The sequence below is a fragment of the Paenisporosarcina sp. FSL H8-0542 genome (assembly GCF_038632915.1).
Taxonomy (GTDB): Bacteria; Bacillota; Bacilli; order Bacillales_A; family Planococcaceae; genus Paenisporosarcina.
In genome coordinates, this window is the sequence record NZ_CP152050.1 from 2,304,730 (window position 1) to 2,319,125 (window position 14,396).

Sequence of the window (14,396 nt, forward strand, 5' to 3'; positions counted from 1 at the left end):
CCCTTTACTTACTGCATCATTTCCCACTATTATACCGTTCATTGTGGTTGATGACATCAATAATTCGAATTTTCTTGAATATATTTCACGAATTTTGTTCGATTCGCCCTATTTGTAGTCGTATTTTGTCTTTCTTTGTACGTCCTTCAATCATGCCAATCCGAATTCTCCCATAGCCCCTAATAGATAGCAAATCGGATTCATGCAGTTCAAATGATGGTTGTTCGCGAACAGTCCAGTTCACTTTCACTTTTCCGCCATGAACCAACAGCGATGCTTTCTGTCTGGAAACATTAAATAGAGAAGCGATTATGGTATCAATTCGCATTGAGCTTACCGTATGCGTTTCCTCCACCCAAACATCCTGGTTTTCTAAATAGGAATGATCAGGTTGTAGTTCTTCAACATGAACTTTGGCTTTGCCAATGGAGGTAAGATGCATCCGCACAAAATCTGCAACTTCCGAAGCTACCGCAAATTCAATTCGATTGTCGTCAACGCGAATATCTCCGAATTTTGATCGATCCAATCCTAATGACATAAGGGAGCCTAAAACATCGGGGTGCTCAATGTTGATGAATTTCGAAGGGTATTTAATCGAAAACATTGTGATGTCATAGTCATCATCAGTCGCAGCGAAATATGAAGGGGAAATAAGCATACGTTTTCTTTCAGCTTCCGGAAATTCACCAAAAGCCGTCGTTAACACATCTCCATTCTGACCGATAAGGGCATGTACGATAAATTGCTGTCTTGGATCTAAAAAATCAGTCAACTTTGGCGCATAGCGATCCTGTGTCTCCCTAAGCCATCCGCTGACTTGTTCGATAAATGATTGTTCGTCTTTACGGAAATGTTGCAAAACTTGTTCCATCTTTGCTCTTCCTTTCAATGGTCAAAAAAAGCCCCACGAAAGTGAGGCAATCTGTTAGACAAGTCCACTTAAAGTTGCCAATCCTCCACGTGCGAGGTTTAAAACAAGTATAGCCACAATTGGCGATACATCAATCATTCCAAAAGGCGGGATAAAGCGTCTGAACACTTCTAAGTACGGTTCGCATATTTTTTCAAACATCCGACCGATACTCGATTCTTTCACACTTGGTACCCAAGACATGAAAATATAGATGATCAGTAAAATTGAATACACATAAATTGCTTCATTAAGTATATAAATTACAAAATCCATAAGAACTAATTACACCTCAATTATTGTATGTCATCATAAAAGTAGTCGGAAATGGCTCCAGCCACTTCAACGGTATCGGGTGCACACAAGAAAATATCGGTGCCAATTCGCTGAATATCTCCGCCTAAAGCATACACGGTTCCACTTAAAAAATCCACAATCCGAATTCCCTGATCTTTATCGATACGTTGTAAATTGACCACAACTGCACGTTTGTTTTTCAAATGCTCCGAAATATCTTGTGCTTCAGCATACACCCGTGGTTCCACCAAGATTACTTTTGAAGATTTTTGTAAGTTTTGGAGGCTCACAATGTTTGGCGTTGTATTTGACTCTGCTTGCACAACTCTTCTTTCCTTTGTCGTTTTGCGAACAGTCGGTTGAGGCATTGGCTGAGACTCTTTTCTGCGTTCATTCGTTGTTGGAATTTCTTCTTCTTCATCTAAGTAAAAAAAGTTTTTGAATTTATTTTTCATACTCATGTAAGATCCTCACTTTCATCTCCGACTAGTGCTGTACCGATTCGGACGTATGTGGCGCCTTCTTCTATTGCGATTTCAAAATCATTCGACATGCCCATAGATAATTCTGTACAAGGTGCATGTACATAGCCTTTGCTGGCTATATTCATTTGCATGTCCTTGAGAGATTTAAAGACATTGCGAATCACTTGTTCATCAGACGTATTTGGTGCCATAGTCATTAATCCAATGATGCGTATTTGATGATGGTCACTTAAAGATTCAATGAATGAATGAACATCCTTCAATTCAATTCCATGCTTAGCTTGTTCACCGGAAACATTGACCTGAACAAAGCAATCAATCTTTTGGGTTACCCTTTTTTGAATTTCGTCAGCTAGGCTCATTCGATCCAATGAGTGCAAAACCTGAACATTGTTTATGACTTGCTTAACTTTGCGTGTTTGTAATGAGCCGATATAATGCCAGATTGCGGGCGTGTCAATTCCAGCTTGTTTTGCCAGCAAACCCTCCGGACGATTTTCTCCAAGATGAGTAAGTCCTGCATATAGGGCTTCCTGCGTTCTCTCTACAGTAACAGATTTAGTGACTGCTATAATATGAACATCGTTGATAGAACGATTGGCACGAGCACATGCCTGACTGATTTGCTGTTGTATTTGTTGAAGTTTACGCTGTATTGGCATTTTTAGAAGTTCCTAACTTTTTGATATGGGTATTGTCTATATATTGTACCAATCAAGCGTTGAATATTCAATGCTTATCCCTGTTCAGAACCTCTGGACTGAACGATGACAACATCTTTACCAATGACTTTAATATCTGATAATCTGATAACAATTGTTGGACGATTGCCTGAAAACAATTCTAGCATCTTTTTCGGTTCTGCCAGGAAAAAAGATTCAATCGTTCCATTTTCTTTTGAAATTCTGGCGTCATTAACGAAGCCGAGCATGCGGCCATCACTTGCCTCAATAAATTCCTTCTGTTGGATATCAGTAAATTTCAACGGTCATTCCCCCTTTCTACAGTTTATGTTCATAAACAAAAAATAAAGCTTTTATTCCAGAAAAGGAATAAAAGCTTTATTGATTCATCTGTAATCAATGTTGTACTCTTCTTTTATGACACGGATGGCGTGTTTCTCCAACCTTGAAATCTGAGCCTGGGAAATTCCCAATTCTTTAGCGATTTCAGTTTGGGTTTCACCATAATAATAACGTTTAGCTAATATTTTTTGCTCCCGAATGTCTAGCTTGCTTATGCTTTCTTTCATAAAAACATAAGTGGACCAGGATTCTTCTGACACTTGCTCATCTTTTAACTGATCGAGCATGAATACCGGGTCTCCCCCGTCGTGATAAATTGGCTCCTGCAACGAAATGGGTTCTTGAATGGCATCCAAAGCAAATAGAATATCTTCATGAGGAATATCAATCATCTCTGACAACTGCTGTAAAGTGGGTTCATGTAAATGTTCTGCGATATACTGCTCTTTGGCTTTCATTGACTTATATGCAATATCTCGCAAAGACCTTGATACACGTACCGGATGATGATCACGCAAATGTCTTCTGATTTCTCCAATTATCATAGGCACTGCATACGTTGAAAAACGCACATTGTGTTTTAAATCAAAGTTTTCAATTGATTTGATCAGGCCAATACAGCCCACTTGAAACAAGTCATCAGCTTGTTCTCCTCTGTAGGCAAAACGCTGGACTAAACTGAGGACCAATCGTAAGTTACCCATCACAAGCTCTTCTCTTGCTAATTCATCTCCACTTTGAAACCTTATAAAAGTTTGTGTCATCACTTCGTTTGATAAAACAGGTAGCTTTGACGTATCTACACCACATAATTCGACTTTTGTACGTACCATCGCTTTTTCCTCCGAACTGTTTAACACTGTGATACATATCAGTGTGTCCGCCTCGAAAGAAACTATGCGTTTTGCAATACGTCCAATTTCATCCATTAAGCTGTTGGTTGATTTAATTCTTCTCTCAAATCATGAATAATTTTCTTTTCCAATCGGGAAATATAAGACTGAGATATCCCAAGCATATCTGCAACTTCTTTTTGAGTCATTTCTTCTTGACCATTTAATCCGAAACGACATTCCATAATATATTTTTCCCTCTTTTCTAATAAATCAATTGCAGAAAACATAAATTGACGTTCAATCTTTTTCTCAACGTCTTCTGCAATAATATGTTCGTCAGTGCCTAAAATATCCGAAAGTAACAATTCGTTGCCATCAGCATCCGAGTTTAATGGTTCGTCAAAAGAAACTTCAGATTTTAATCTGCTCGTTTTTCGAAGATGCATCAGAATTTCATTTTCAATACAACGTGAAGCATATGTGGCAAGTTTAATTTTCTTTTCTGTATTGAATGTTTCAATCGCTTTAATAAGTCCAATCGAACCAATGCTGATTAAATCTTCAATATGTGTACCAGTATTTTCGAAACGTCGTGCAATATAGACAACAAGCCTCAAATTACGCTCAATCAACGTGTCACGAGCAGAAAGACTGCCATTCATAAACGCATCAATCGTTTTTGCTTCTTCTTCACGATTCATTGGATGTGGCAATGACTCACTACCGCCAATATAGTATGTTCCTTTACTACGCCATCGACTCCATAGCTCGATCAGTCTGTTCCAAATTTTCATTAACATAGCATTCGCCCTCCCATGATTAGCTGAATAATGTTGAAGCATGCAAAATAACATCTGTTTGACGTGGAAAATGTTTGCTGTTTTTAGTCAGAACGATATAACACGGCGCCAATGATTGCTCAGTTTTTGCTTTCAAACGGATATGATCAACTTTAATGCCAATTGCCCATGTCGATTCATTTTGAACAGTCTGGAGACGAATCAATCGCAATTGAGAGCGAAATGATAAGGGAACATTTTTAAAATTTTCAGATGAACTTCCTTCAAAATCGTAAAGATACTGCCACAAATCCATTGGGAGGTATGATTTCATTTTTTCTGCAGAAATAAAATGAACAGGATTGCCTGACAACGGTTCTATGCATTGGTTGCCAGTGTCTGAATATGAGGTGAGTTGAAATTCTTGTTGAAACAAGCGAATGGTCACTTGACCGACATACGAATCTTTCAAGGCCGTCAGATTGACACGGAACCAATTTTTTCTGACACCCATTAAACTAAACACCAACACACTACCTGCAACCATCAAGACTACATACCAGCTGGCATTGGCTAAAAGTGGCTGTATGAATGTCAGTAGACCACCGGCAAACAAAGCCCCAATTAAAGTATTTGTTGCTGCCAGTATCCAATTGGTGCGATTCATTCCAAAAGCAATTGTCGTCATAACTACAAAGGTTGCAACGATTGAAAGGAAACTACCACCAAACAGAACAACACTTACACCACCAATAAATGCACTGAGCCATAATCGCCAAGACTTTTGATGAAACGAACCCATTTTGTTTGAAAAGGAAAGTAATGAAAAATTAATGAGTGTATTAATCGAGATCAAGACTTCAGCATACATTTTCTCACCTCCTACAAATAAGGTATCACTTGTCCGTCGCAAAACATGTCAGTTCTTGTATCTCTATTAAAAAAATCTACGACAAAAAAAGCCCAACTTAAGTAGCAATTTAAGCTACTTAAGTTGGGCTTCTTTTGTTATGTCTAGTTACAAGCGCCAGCTCGCACTTCCGCTTGGGCCAACAGGATGTGGGTCAGGAAGGCGTCCCGACACGATGTCGGGCCATTAGCCTTCCTACCTAAAATCATGCGAAAACAGGTTTTCGATTCGGACTTTCCACCGTCAGCGTCGAGCTAGATTAGCGCTTTTCACTTTTCTAACTTAGTTTCTCTTTTGACGGTTGCGCAAGAACGTAGGAATATCTAACGTATCTTCTTGATGTGAAGTTTGTTGCTCTCTTCTTGGTGCTTCTTGTTGGTAAGAAGGTGCTTCCTCACGTCTAGATTCACGAGTTGGAACATGTTGTGGTTGTTGAGGAGCTTGAGCTTGTTGAGCACGCCCTGCACCAAATCCACCGCTTCTTGTTGTACGATGAGTAATTTGTTCTTCGTTAAATCCAGTAGCAATTACTGTTACGATAATTTCATCTTTCAAATTATCATTGATTACAGAACCGAAAATCATATTAACATCTTCATCAGACGCAGATGCAACGATATCAGCCGCTTCTTGAACTTCAAATAAGCTTAAGTTTGAACCGCCAGTGATGTTCATTAAAACACCCTTAGCTCCGTCAATTGATGTTTCAAGAAGAGGACTTGAAATGGCCTTCTTCGCAGCTTCAGCAGCACGGTTTTCACCAGAAGAAATACCGATACCCATAAGCGCAGAACCTTTGTTTGACATTATAGTTTTAACGTCAGCAAAGTCCAAGTTAATTAAACCAGGTACGGCAATCAAATCCGAAATACCTTGTACACCTTGACGAAGAACGTTATCCGCTTCACGGAATGCTTCCAACATCGGTGTGTTTTTATCAACAATTTCAAGTAATCGGTCATTAGGAATTACGATTAATGTATCAACCGCTTCCTTCATCGATCCGATACCGCCAATTGCCTGAGTAGAACGCTTACGACCTTCAAATGTGAATGGACGAGTTACAACACCTACCGTCAAAGCACCAATTTCACGTGCAATTTGTGCAATTACAGGTGCAGCACCTGTTCCAGTTCCGCCACCCATACCAGCAGTAACGAAAACCATATCAGCACCACGTAAAGCTTCTTCGATTTGTTCTTTGCTTTCTTCAGCAGCTTTTTTACCTACTTCAGGGTTCGCTCCTGCACCAAGTCCACGCGTCAATTTCGCGCCGATTTGTAACTTCACTTCTGCTTTTGATAAATTCAATGCTTGTGCATCTGTATTGACTGCAATAAATTCTACACCTTTAACTCCGTGTTCAATCATACGGTTTACAGCGTTATTTCCGCCACCACCGACACCAATGACTTTGATGACGGCAAGTTGGTCTACACTTGTATCAAACTCCAACATCACATTTCCTCCTTCAATTACAAATAGTCTCTAAGTTTATTATTCGAAAAATTTATCGAGGAATTTGCGAGCTTTCCCCATCACGCCTTCTTTGTCTTCTTCTTTTGTCTGTGTTTGCTGTTTTTGTTTTTTGGGAGCTGGTGAATGTTGTTCAGGTTTTTTTGGTTGCCCTAACGCACTGTTTCCACCGAATCGGTTAAAGAATTGATCTTCCATATAAGCGTAGCGTATTAACCCGACTGCTGTAGCGTAACCCGGTTCACGTACTCCGATATACTCAGGTGTATAAAGTCTGACGCGAGTTTGCAAAATATGGCGAGCCAATTGGGAAAGCCCTTCTAATTTTGCAACCCCACCCGTAATGACCACTCCACCAGGTAAATCTTGAAGACCCATACGATAGAATTCTTCTAAGACTAATTCAAATAACTCTTCTAAACGAACGCCAATAATCTCAGATATGTATCTTTGACTATATTGTTCTTTCATTTCTGCACCAATCACAGGAACTTCAAACAATTCATCGTCAGATGCATCATCATAAAAGGCATGTCCATATTGATGTTTAATTTTTTCCGCTTGTTCAGTTGGTGTTTTCAAGACAATAGATAAATCTTTAGTTAAATGATCCCCACCGACCGGCAATACGGATGTGTGTGTTAAATGACCATCTTGGAAGACAGCAATCGTAGTTGAACCGCCACCAATATCAATGAATGCGGTTCCATGATTTTTTTCATCTTCTGATAATGCAAAATAGCCAGAAGCGAGTGGTTGCAAATATATTTCACGGATTTGAAGACCCGCACGCTCCACACAACGTAAAACATTATGTAAAATCGTTTTTGATGTCGTCATCATTGTTCCATCCATTTCTAGACGAATACCAATCATGCCGCGAGGATCTTTAATTTCATCCAGATGATCCACAATAAATTGTTTGGGTACTAAATTGACTAATTCTCTTTCAGGCGGAATCGACATAACTTGGGCCGAGTCTATCACGCGATCTAAATCATCATCGGTAATTTCACGATTCTCACTATTAACTGCCACCACGCCTTTAACTTGATGCAACATGGCTTGATTTGCAGGAATTCCTAACACGACTTCGTTTATAGACATTCCGATCATTCGTTCAGCTTGGTCGATTGCTTTTTTAATGGACTGCACGGTCGCATCAATATCGACAATTGCACCTTTTCTAATTCCGTTTGATTTTACATTCCCAACGCCAATAACGTTTAGGGAACCGTTCGTCATCTCTCCGATAAGGACCTTAATTGATGAAGAACCAATATCGAGAGAAACATATAATTCTGTCTGATTCAATCCGTGGCACCTCCTTCAACAACTCTTTACTCATCATTCTATTGCATTCTATCAAGCTTGTCTAAGTAAAATCGTCAAAAGTTGTAAATTTTCCTTCTATTCGACTGTTTTTTAGTCAATAGTCCCTTTTCTTTCCGTCCATCTTGTCAATAATATCCGTCGAATCACTGCTATATTTTGGAATAGTCTTACTCCAAAAGCGAAAATAGCTGCCAAATACAAGTCAACGCCTAAATGTACGCCAAGAAAAGCTAGTCCCGCAGCTAGCGCAATATTGAAGAAAAATCCAGATACGAACACTTTGTCATCATATACATGTTGAAGTTGTGCTCGAATACCTCCAAACAATGTATCAAGCGCTGCTAAAACTGCTATTGATAAATAGTTTTCATACACCGAAGGGATTTGAATATCAGTTAGTAATCCGAGAGATATACCCAAGATTAATCCTAGTAATGGTAGCCACATATGTTAGTCCCCTTTCGATGTATTTTTCAAGTAGTCATTTTCAATGGGCTGGTCATAAGCTGGAATACTTATTTGCTCTTTTGGTTCGCCTATCTTTAAAGTCAGATTATCGATAAAGAAGTCGTCCGCAATCATAGAAGATTGTAGATGGTTGTATAGCTTTTCAGCATCTTCCATGGTCTCCGTTCCAATTCTAATTTTAAATGGCGGAGTTCTGACATTTAAACTATTAACTGTCGTCTGCCCATTAATATCCCTGATTGGTGAGGAATGAATAATGCGTTTCCCATCGATTGAAACAGCATGCCCGTTAAAACGGTTAATTTCATTTAGCAAGCGAGCGAGTAAATCTGGTGAGATACCCGTTACATTGTCACCAAGTGCAATTCCTTCCAAAGAAGGTTCAATCACCAGTTCCAATCCAGGTCCTGTCACTACAGTCAAACCAGCTTTTGCTCTTAACGTTTCAAGCGTTTCGTTCAATGCTTGCGCAGGGCTCTCGGACTGCAAATTTTCATACTTTGTGATGGTTTCATTAACATCTCTAATTTCTGACAAAAGCTCTGAATGCAGTTGTTTTTCTGCCGACAGCTCTTGCCTGATTTCCCAAATATCACGTGTATCCCGTGATTCTGGTTTTTGTACCGTATTGTATTGTACCGCAACCATAAAACCTACAATTAATAAGATAAACGTGAAGCGGACATAAACACCTTGTTTCATTGAACCGCTCCTTCCTTTCATGTAAAGAGGTTGTCCATACTTGCTTGTCCATGCCATTCTAAAAGTAGCGGTGGTGTACTAGAGTGGCGCTTTCCGCTTTTCTAGGTCTAGCTCCAAACGCCAGCCTGCTCCTAAGCTTCAGACCCTCATGCGAAAGCAAGCTTTCGAATCGGGTCTTCCAGCGCCGGAGTCAGGCTAGAGTGGCGCTTTCCGCTTTTCTTATAACGCTGGCATTTGTATTTTTGATTTTTCTTCGATTGTTACCACAATATTATCATTAAGCAATTGATCCAGCACACCACCAGTGAGTTTCAATGATGGCATTAATACAGTTGGATCACCTATTGCCTCAATAACGAATGGAGCAGGGAACTGTTTTCCATCAATCGTTATGACCGGACCGTTGCATTTTATGTACGAATTGGCTTGCAATCTTTGTCCATTGATAGCTATTGCTTGTGCTCCAGATATTTTCAGTTCATTCAGCACCTGGAATACATGACTTTCGTGAACAATATAGTCATTTGGATTGACTGAAGCTGGATCGTACTCGGCATCTTCAAGTTGAACTATTACTCCTTCACCTGTGGAAGGAAGAATTCCTAGAAGTAATCGTAAATCTTCCGCTTCATTTATCAGACTCTCGTACTGCTCTTCACTTCCTGACAGTGATTTTTCAATCTCGCGAACTTGTTGTTGTCTAGCCACTAATTCTGTTTCCAACTCTTTATTTCGTTCTTTTTGCTGAATAAGGTCTTCCCTGTAGCGTTCCTCATGTTCAAAATACTTGCTACTGGTAGGATCTCCGCTCATCTTTTTACTGCTCGATAGACTATAGGAATAGGATAAAATAAAGCCTAGCACTAGACACACTAAAGAAAAAATAATGCGTTTGTTCACAACCGAACGATTAGGCTTATTCTGGAGTTTTTTCAACTTCCTCCTCCTCCTTTGGCTGTGGATTATACATATCTACATATGTCTGGAAGAAGGATCCCACTTCTATGTCAATGACACCTTTTTCAGATTCACCGATTTGTGCAATGATTGATGGATAATAATTCATTTTTTCGGCAAATGACGGAATTACGGCCCTAACTTCAAATCCGTCATTCATAAATAATCGAATGCGGTAAGGGTCTGCCTTAGATGGAACAGATTCTATCTGTGAAATCATAGACAAAACTTCACCGTTTAATTTGGCAAGTTCCTTCACCATACGAGTCAATGCTTTTGGATTATCAAACGCACTTAATACAGGTGCATCGACCGGCGCCATGTTTTCAGAGGTATGATACACAGTTCCATTTTCAAGTACCAAATCAAAGCCATCTTCAGTTTGTAAATAGGCTGCTTTTTTCCACTCTTTTAATTCAATTGTTACCGCCGTTAAACCGCTTCGCTTAACTGTGACATCTTGAATCCATTCATTTTTTTGTAAAATTTCTTCGGCATTACTTGTCCGGATTTCCCACATAGATTGTCCTTTTTGAATACCACTTCGATCAATATATTCGTCACTTGTCGCTAAATTAGACCCTTTCACGACAATGGTTTGAACGTGACTATACGGAGATTGAAAATAGAGGAGACCAAGTAAAGTTAATAGGAAAAAGACGAGCAATAACGTGAACTTGCGATTTGTTCTCTTTTTTCTGCGCTCTCTCAGCGTCGGTATACGGTCTTCAATGTCGATAATTTTATCCACGTTATTCACTCCTTCCTATCTATCAGTCTTTTGAAAATCGTAGAATTAGCCCGACAATGAGCCAGGTTGAAAGTAAAGATGAGCCACCGTAACTAATAAATGGTAATGTTACACCTGTTACTGGGAATAAGCCAATGACCACCCCAATATTTAAAAATATTTGGAAACCAATCATCGATTGAATTCCTGCAATCGCATAAAAACCTACTTTGGTTGGCGCCAATACGGCTAGTCTATATCCTGTGTACAAGAACAGGCAGAACAACCCAATTAACAAGAAAGCACCGATAAAGCCCATTTCCTCCACAATGATCGAGAAAATGAAATCATTTTGTGGTTCGGGCAAATAAAGGAACTTCTGTCGACTTTGGCCGAAGCCGTGACCAAACAATCCCGATGGTCCGATCGCCATTAAAGATTGGGTACCTTGAAAACCGCTATTCAATGCATCTTCCCATGGATCGAGGAAGGCATATATACGCTTTAATCTGTAAGGTGCAGAAATGATCAAGCCAACGAGAGCCAATACGCCAATGGACCCAATACCAACGAAGAAGCGCACCGGAAACCCCGCGATGAACAACAGGGAAAATCCACCCACAATTAACAGAAAAGCTGAACCAAAATCCGGCTGGACCAATATGATTCCAGCGGGAACCAAACAAATCAGTATGGGCTGAACATAGCGTCTTTTGAGTCCAGTAGACTTTTGTGCCAGCATGCAAGCTAGAAATCCAATGACTGAAATCTTGACGAATTCAGCAGGTTGCAAGCTGAAACCGGCGATTTGAATCCAGCTTTGGGATCCATTCCTTACAATCCCTAGACCGGGGATGTACACCGAAAAAAGCAGAAGAATGGATAAAATATAAGCAATCTTCCAGAATTTCCGATTGCTCAGGAACGTCATTTTCGACATAACAAGTGCACATAACATCCCCAAGGTGCCGAACATTGCCTGTTTCCAGAAGAATGGCAAACTGTCTTGGTAATGCACTTTCCCCCAGTAAGAGCCGGCAGAGTAAACAAAAAAATAGCCAATGACAGTTAATAGTAAACTAGTAAACAGAAAAACATTTGTCGGTCTTTTCTGCAGTTTTGGCATCCCTTCGTCTGTTATTCTTATTAGTTGATTTGAAAGACTGCTTGGATGAAATCGTCTCCACGCAACTCAAAGTTTGCATATTGATCCCAACTCGCACAAGCTGGTGAAAGCAGAATGACATCATGTGGTTTTGATAACTCAGTTGCGACATGAACGGCTTGTTGAATATTCTCGACTTTTTCCAAACCTTTAACTCCACATGATTCGGCAAATTCAATAAGACGCTCAGCAGTTTCTCCAAATGTCACGATAACTTTCACGTTCCCCATATACTCACGCATTTCCTCAAATGAATGGCCGCGATCTAATCCACCAGCAATTAATATGATAGGTTCCTTGAAGGCTGCGAGCGCACTCTTGGTTGCTAAAGTATTCGTTGCTTTCGAATCATTGAAGAACCTACGTTGCTTCCATTCGCGTACGAATTGTGTGCGATGTTTTACTCCAGTAAAGGACGTTAAGACATGCTCAATTGTTTCTTTTGGACAAGACATTAAAATGGATGTAGCAACTGCAGCTAAAATGTTTTCTAGATTGTGTTCTCCAGGCAAAGCAATTGATTTTCTTTCAAGGAATGGTTCGCCGAGCCAATAGATACGTTCAGCATCCGCACTGATTCCATCTTGACGACGTCCTTTAGTTGAAAACGGCAAAAGTTTTGCTTTAGTTTTGCTTGCATAATTAACCACTGCTGATTGATCTGCATTGTAAATGAAAATATCTTCAGACGTTTGATTTTTGGTGACTGCAAATTTTGCTTCGCCATATTCTTCGAAAGATCCGTGATAATCCAAATGGGCTTCATATAAATTAGTCAAAATCGAGATTTTCGGTTTGAATTGATCAATACCCATCAATTGGAATGATGATAATTCTGTTACGATGATTTGGTCCGTCTGTGCCTCTTGCGCAACTGAACAAGCTACCGTACCGATATTGCCGGCGATTAATGGCTTTTGACCACCTTGATTCAATATATGGAAAAGTAAGGTAGTAGTGGTTGTTTTACCATTCGAACCTGTAATGCCGATAAACGGAGCCTCGCTTATTAAATAGGCAAGTTCTATTTCTGTCCAAACCGGTATTCCCCGGGAAATAGCGTCACTGACAATCGGGTTGTGATAAGGAATACCAGGATTTTTAATTACATATTCGAATCCTTCGTCCAGCAAATCCTCAGGATGTCTTCCGCAAATGACGGTAATTCCTTTACTCAATAAATTCTGTGCATCTTGACTTTCCTCAAATGGTTTCGCGTCATTGACGGTAACAAAAGCACCTAATTTGTGGAGCAGCTCCGCAGCTGCGACGCCGCTTTTTGCAAGTCCCAGTACCAGTACTTTTTTAGATGTAAATTGTGTAATGCTTTTCATTTATAATACCTCCATCATAACGACAATAAAGGCTGCAAGGAATGCCGTTGACCAAAAGACGACGACAACTTTCCATTCAGACCATCCGGATAATTCAAAATGGTGATGAAGAGGACTCATTTTAAATATTCGTTTTCCAGTCGTTTTAAAACTGATGACTTGTAAAATTACGGACAGCGTTTCTGCAACGAATATGATCCCAACAAGCAGCAACAAAAGCTCTTGCTTAACTAAAATCGAAACCATCGCCAGAGCTCCACCCAGTGCGAGCGAACCAGTATCCCCCATAAATAATTTAGCAGGATTTGCATTGAAAATTAAGAAACCAAGAAGTGCGCCTGTTACGGCAAACGCGAAAATCGCTATATCTTGTTGATTGTAATACATGGCCAATACGCCAAATGTCGTAAAAGCAATGGAGGCTGTTCCTGAAACTAAGCCGTCCAGTCCATCTGTCAAATTGACTGCATTCGAGAATCCTACCAGCCAAAACACCATGAATAATACATAGGCAAAGCCAAGATCAACTGACCAGTCCGTGAACGGTATACCTACTGTAGTTTCAAATGGACCTTGCTTTAACAAGAAGAAAGAGGCTACGGCAATAACGATTTGCCCTATCAATTTTTGTAAGGATGTTAATCCTAAATTTCTTTTTAATACAACTTTAATAAAGTCATCCAAAAAGCCAATGACGCCAAAACCGACAAACACGATGACTAAAACAATCGTTTGTGTGGTTAACATTTCCAAATAAAAAGCAACGCCTAGAGTCGTGAGGACAATGGAAACAATAAAAACAAGCCCTCCCATCGTAGGGGTGCCGGCTTTTTTCATATGGGATTGAGGACCTTCCTCACGGATACTTTGACCAAACTTCATTCGCTTTAATGCCGGAATGAAAAGTGGAGTTAACAGTATCGTAAGGAAAAAGCCAATCCCTACAATCATAAGTGTTGTTGCGAGTGTCATATGTATTCTCCT

General features: G+C 39.9%; 17 protein-coding genes. All 17 read right to left on the reverse strand.

Going from position 1 to position 14,396, the window contains the following annotated elements:
* Window positions 1-85: 85 nt before the first annotated feature.
* Window positions 86-874: an RNA-binding protein gene (locus tag MHH33_RS11885; protein ID WP_016427757.1), complete on the reverse strand. Its 789-nt coding sequence runs from the start codon at window positions 872-874 to the stop codon at window positions 86-88.
* 54 nt (window positions 875-928) lie between these two features.
* On the reverse strand, window positions 929-1,189 hold the full coding sequence (locus MHH33_RS11890) for a YggT family protein (RefSeq protein ID WP_016427758.1): 261 nt from the start codon (window positions 1,187-1,189) through the stop codon (window positions 929-931).
* Between the two features lie 20 nt (window positions 1,190-1,209).
* Window positions 1,210-1,671: a cell division protein SepF gene (locus MHH33_RS11895; protein ID WP_016427759.1), complete on the reverse strand. Its 462-nt coding sequence runs from the start codon at window positions 1,669-1,671 to the stop codon at window positions 1,210-1,212.
* Window positions 1,668-2,357 (reverse strand): YggS family pyridoxal phosphate-dependent enzyme, encoded by a 690-nt coding sequence (locus tag MHH33_RS11900; protein WP_342541837.1) that lies wholly within the window; start codon window positions 2,355-2,357, stop codon window positions 1,668-1,670. The genes MHH33_RS11895 and MHH33_RS11900 overlap by 4 nt, the downstream gene beginning before the upstream one ends.
* A 74-nt stretch (window positions 2,358-2,431) precedes the next feature.
* Window positions 2,432-2,680 (reverse strand): YlmC/YmxH family sporulation protein, encoded by a 249-nt coding sequence (locus tag MHH33_RS11905; RefSeq protein ID WP_016427761.1) that lies wholly within the window; start codon window positions 2,678-2,680, stop codon window positions 2,432-2,434.
* An 84-nt stretch (window positions 2,681-2,764) separates the two neighbouring features.
* A complete protein-coding gene (gene sigG, locus MHH33_RS11910; RefSeq protein ID WP_036659758.1) occupies window positions 2,765-3,553 on the reverse strand; it encodes an RNA polymerase sporulation sigma factor SigG in 789 nt (262 codons plus the stop codon).
* A gap of 95 nt (window positions 3,554-3,648) precedes the next feature.
* Window positions 3,649-4,356: an RNA polymerase sporulation sigma factor SigE gene (gene sigE / locus MHH33_RS11915; protein WP_016427763.1), complete on the reverse strand. Its 708-nt coding sequence runs from the start codon at window positions 4,354-4,356 to the stop codon at window positions 3,649-3,651.
* Window positions 4,357-4,375: 19 nt separating this feature from the next.
* Window positions 4,376-5,206, reverse strand: a complete 831-nt coding sequence (locus tag MHH33_RS11920) for a sigma-E processing peptidase SpoIIGA (protein WP_342541838.1) — start codon at window positions 5,204-5,206, stop codon at window positions 4,376-4,378.
* 321 nt (window positions 5,207-5,527) lie between these two features.
* Complete coding sequence (gene ftsZ, locus MHH33_RS11925) at window positions 5,528-6,703, reverse strand: cell division protein FtsZ (RefSeq protein ID WP_016427765.1); 1,176 nt, start codon at window positions 6,701-6,703, stop codon at window positions 5,528-5,530.
* 39 nt (window positions 6,704-6,742) lie between these two features.
* Window positions 6,743-8,035, reverse strand: a complete 1,293-nt coding sequence (ftsA, locus tag MHH33_RS11930; protein WP_016427766.1) for a cell division protein FtsA — start codon at window positions 8,033-8,035, stop codon at window positions 6,743-6,745.
* Between the two features lie 111 nt (window positions 8,036-8,146).
* Entirely contained in the window at window positions 8,147-8,503 is a 357-nt protein-coding gene (locus MHH33_RS11935) for a small basic family protein (protein ID WP_016427767.1), read from the reverse strand.
* A 3-nt stretch (window positions 8,504-8,506) separates the two neighbouring features.
* The gene (locus MHH33_RS11940) at window positions 8,507-9,226 is read right to left on the reverse strand and encodes a DUF881 domain-containing protein (RefSeq protein WP_342541839.1); all 720 of its coding nucleotides are present in this window, start codon (window positions 9,224-9,226) and stop codon (window positions 8,507-8,509) included.
* A gap of 219 nt (window positions 9,227-9,445) precedes the next feature.
* Window positions 9,446-10,162 carry a DUF881 domain-containing protein gene (locus MHH33_RS11945; RefSeq protein ID WP_342541840.1) on the reverse strand — a complete coding sequence of 239 codons (717 nt, stop codon included), beginning with the start codon at window positions 10,160-10,162 and terminating at the stop codon, window positions 9,446-9,448.
* Window positions 10,143-10,934 carry a cell division protein FtsQ/DivIB gene (locus MHH33_RS11950; RefSeq protein WP_342541841.1) on the reverse strand — a complete coding sequence of 264 codons (792 nt, stop codon included), beginning with the start codon at window positions 10,932-10,934 and terminating at the stop codon, window positions 10,143-10,145. Before MHH33_RS11950 ends, MHH33_RS11945 begins: the two co-directional genes overlap by 20 nt.
* 22 nt (window positions 10,935-10,956) lie before the next feature.
* Entirely contained in the window at window positions 10,957-12,039 is a 1,083-nt protein-coding gene (ftsW, locus tag MHH33_RS11955) for a putative lipid II flippase FtsW (RefSeq protein WP_016427771.1), read from the reverse strand.
* A gap of 20 nt (window positions 12,040-12,059) precedes the next feature.
* Window positions 12,060-13,412 carry a UDP-N-acetylmuramoyl-L-alanine--D-glutamate ligase gene (murD, locus tag MHH33_RS11960; protein WP_342541842.1) on the reverse strand — a complete coding sequence of 451 codons (1,353 nt, stop codon included), beginning with the start codon at window positions 13,410-13,412 and terminating at the stop codon, window positions 12,060-12,062.
* Window positions 13,413-14,384 carry a phospho-N-acetylmuramoyl-pentapeptide-transferase gene (gene mraY / locus MHH33_RS11965; RefSeq protein ID WP_016427773.1) on the reverse strand — a complete coding sequence of 324 codons (972 nt, stop codon included), beginning with the start codon at window positions 14,382-14,384 and terminating at the stop codon, window positions 13,413-13,415.
* Window positions 14,385-14,396 lie beyond the last annotated feature (12 nt).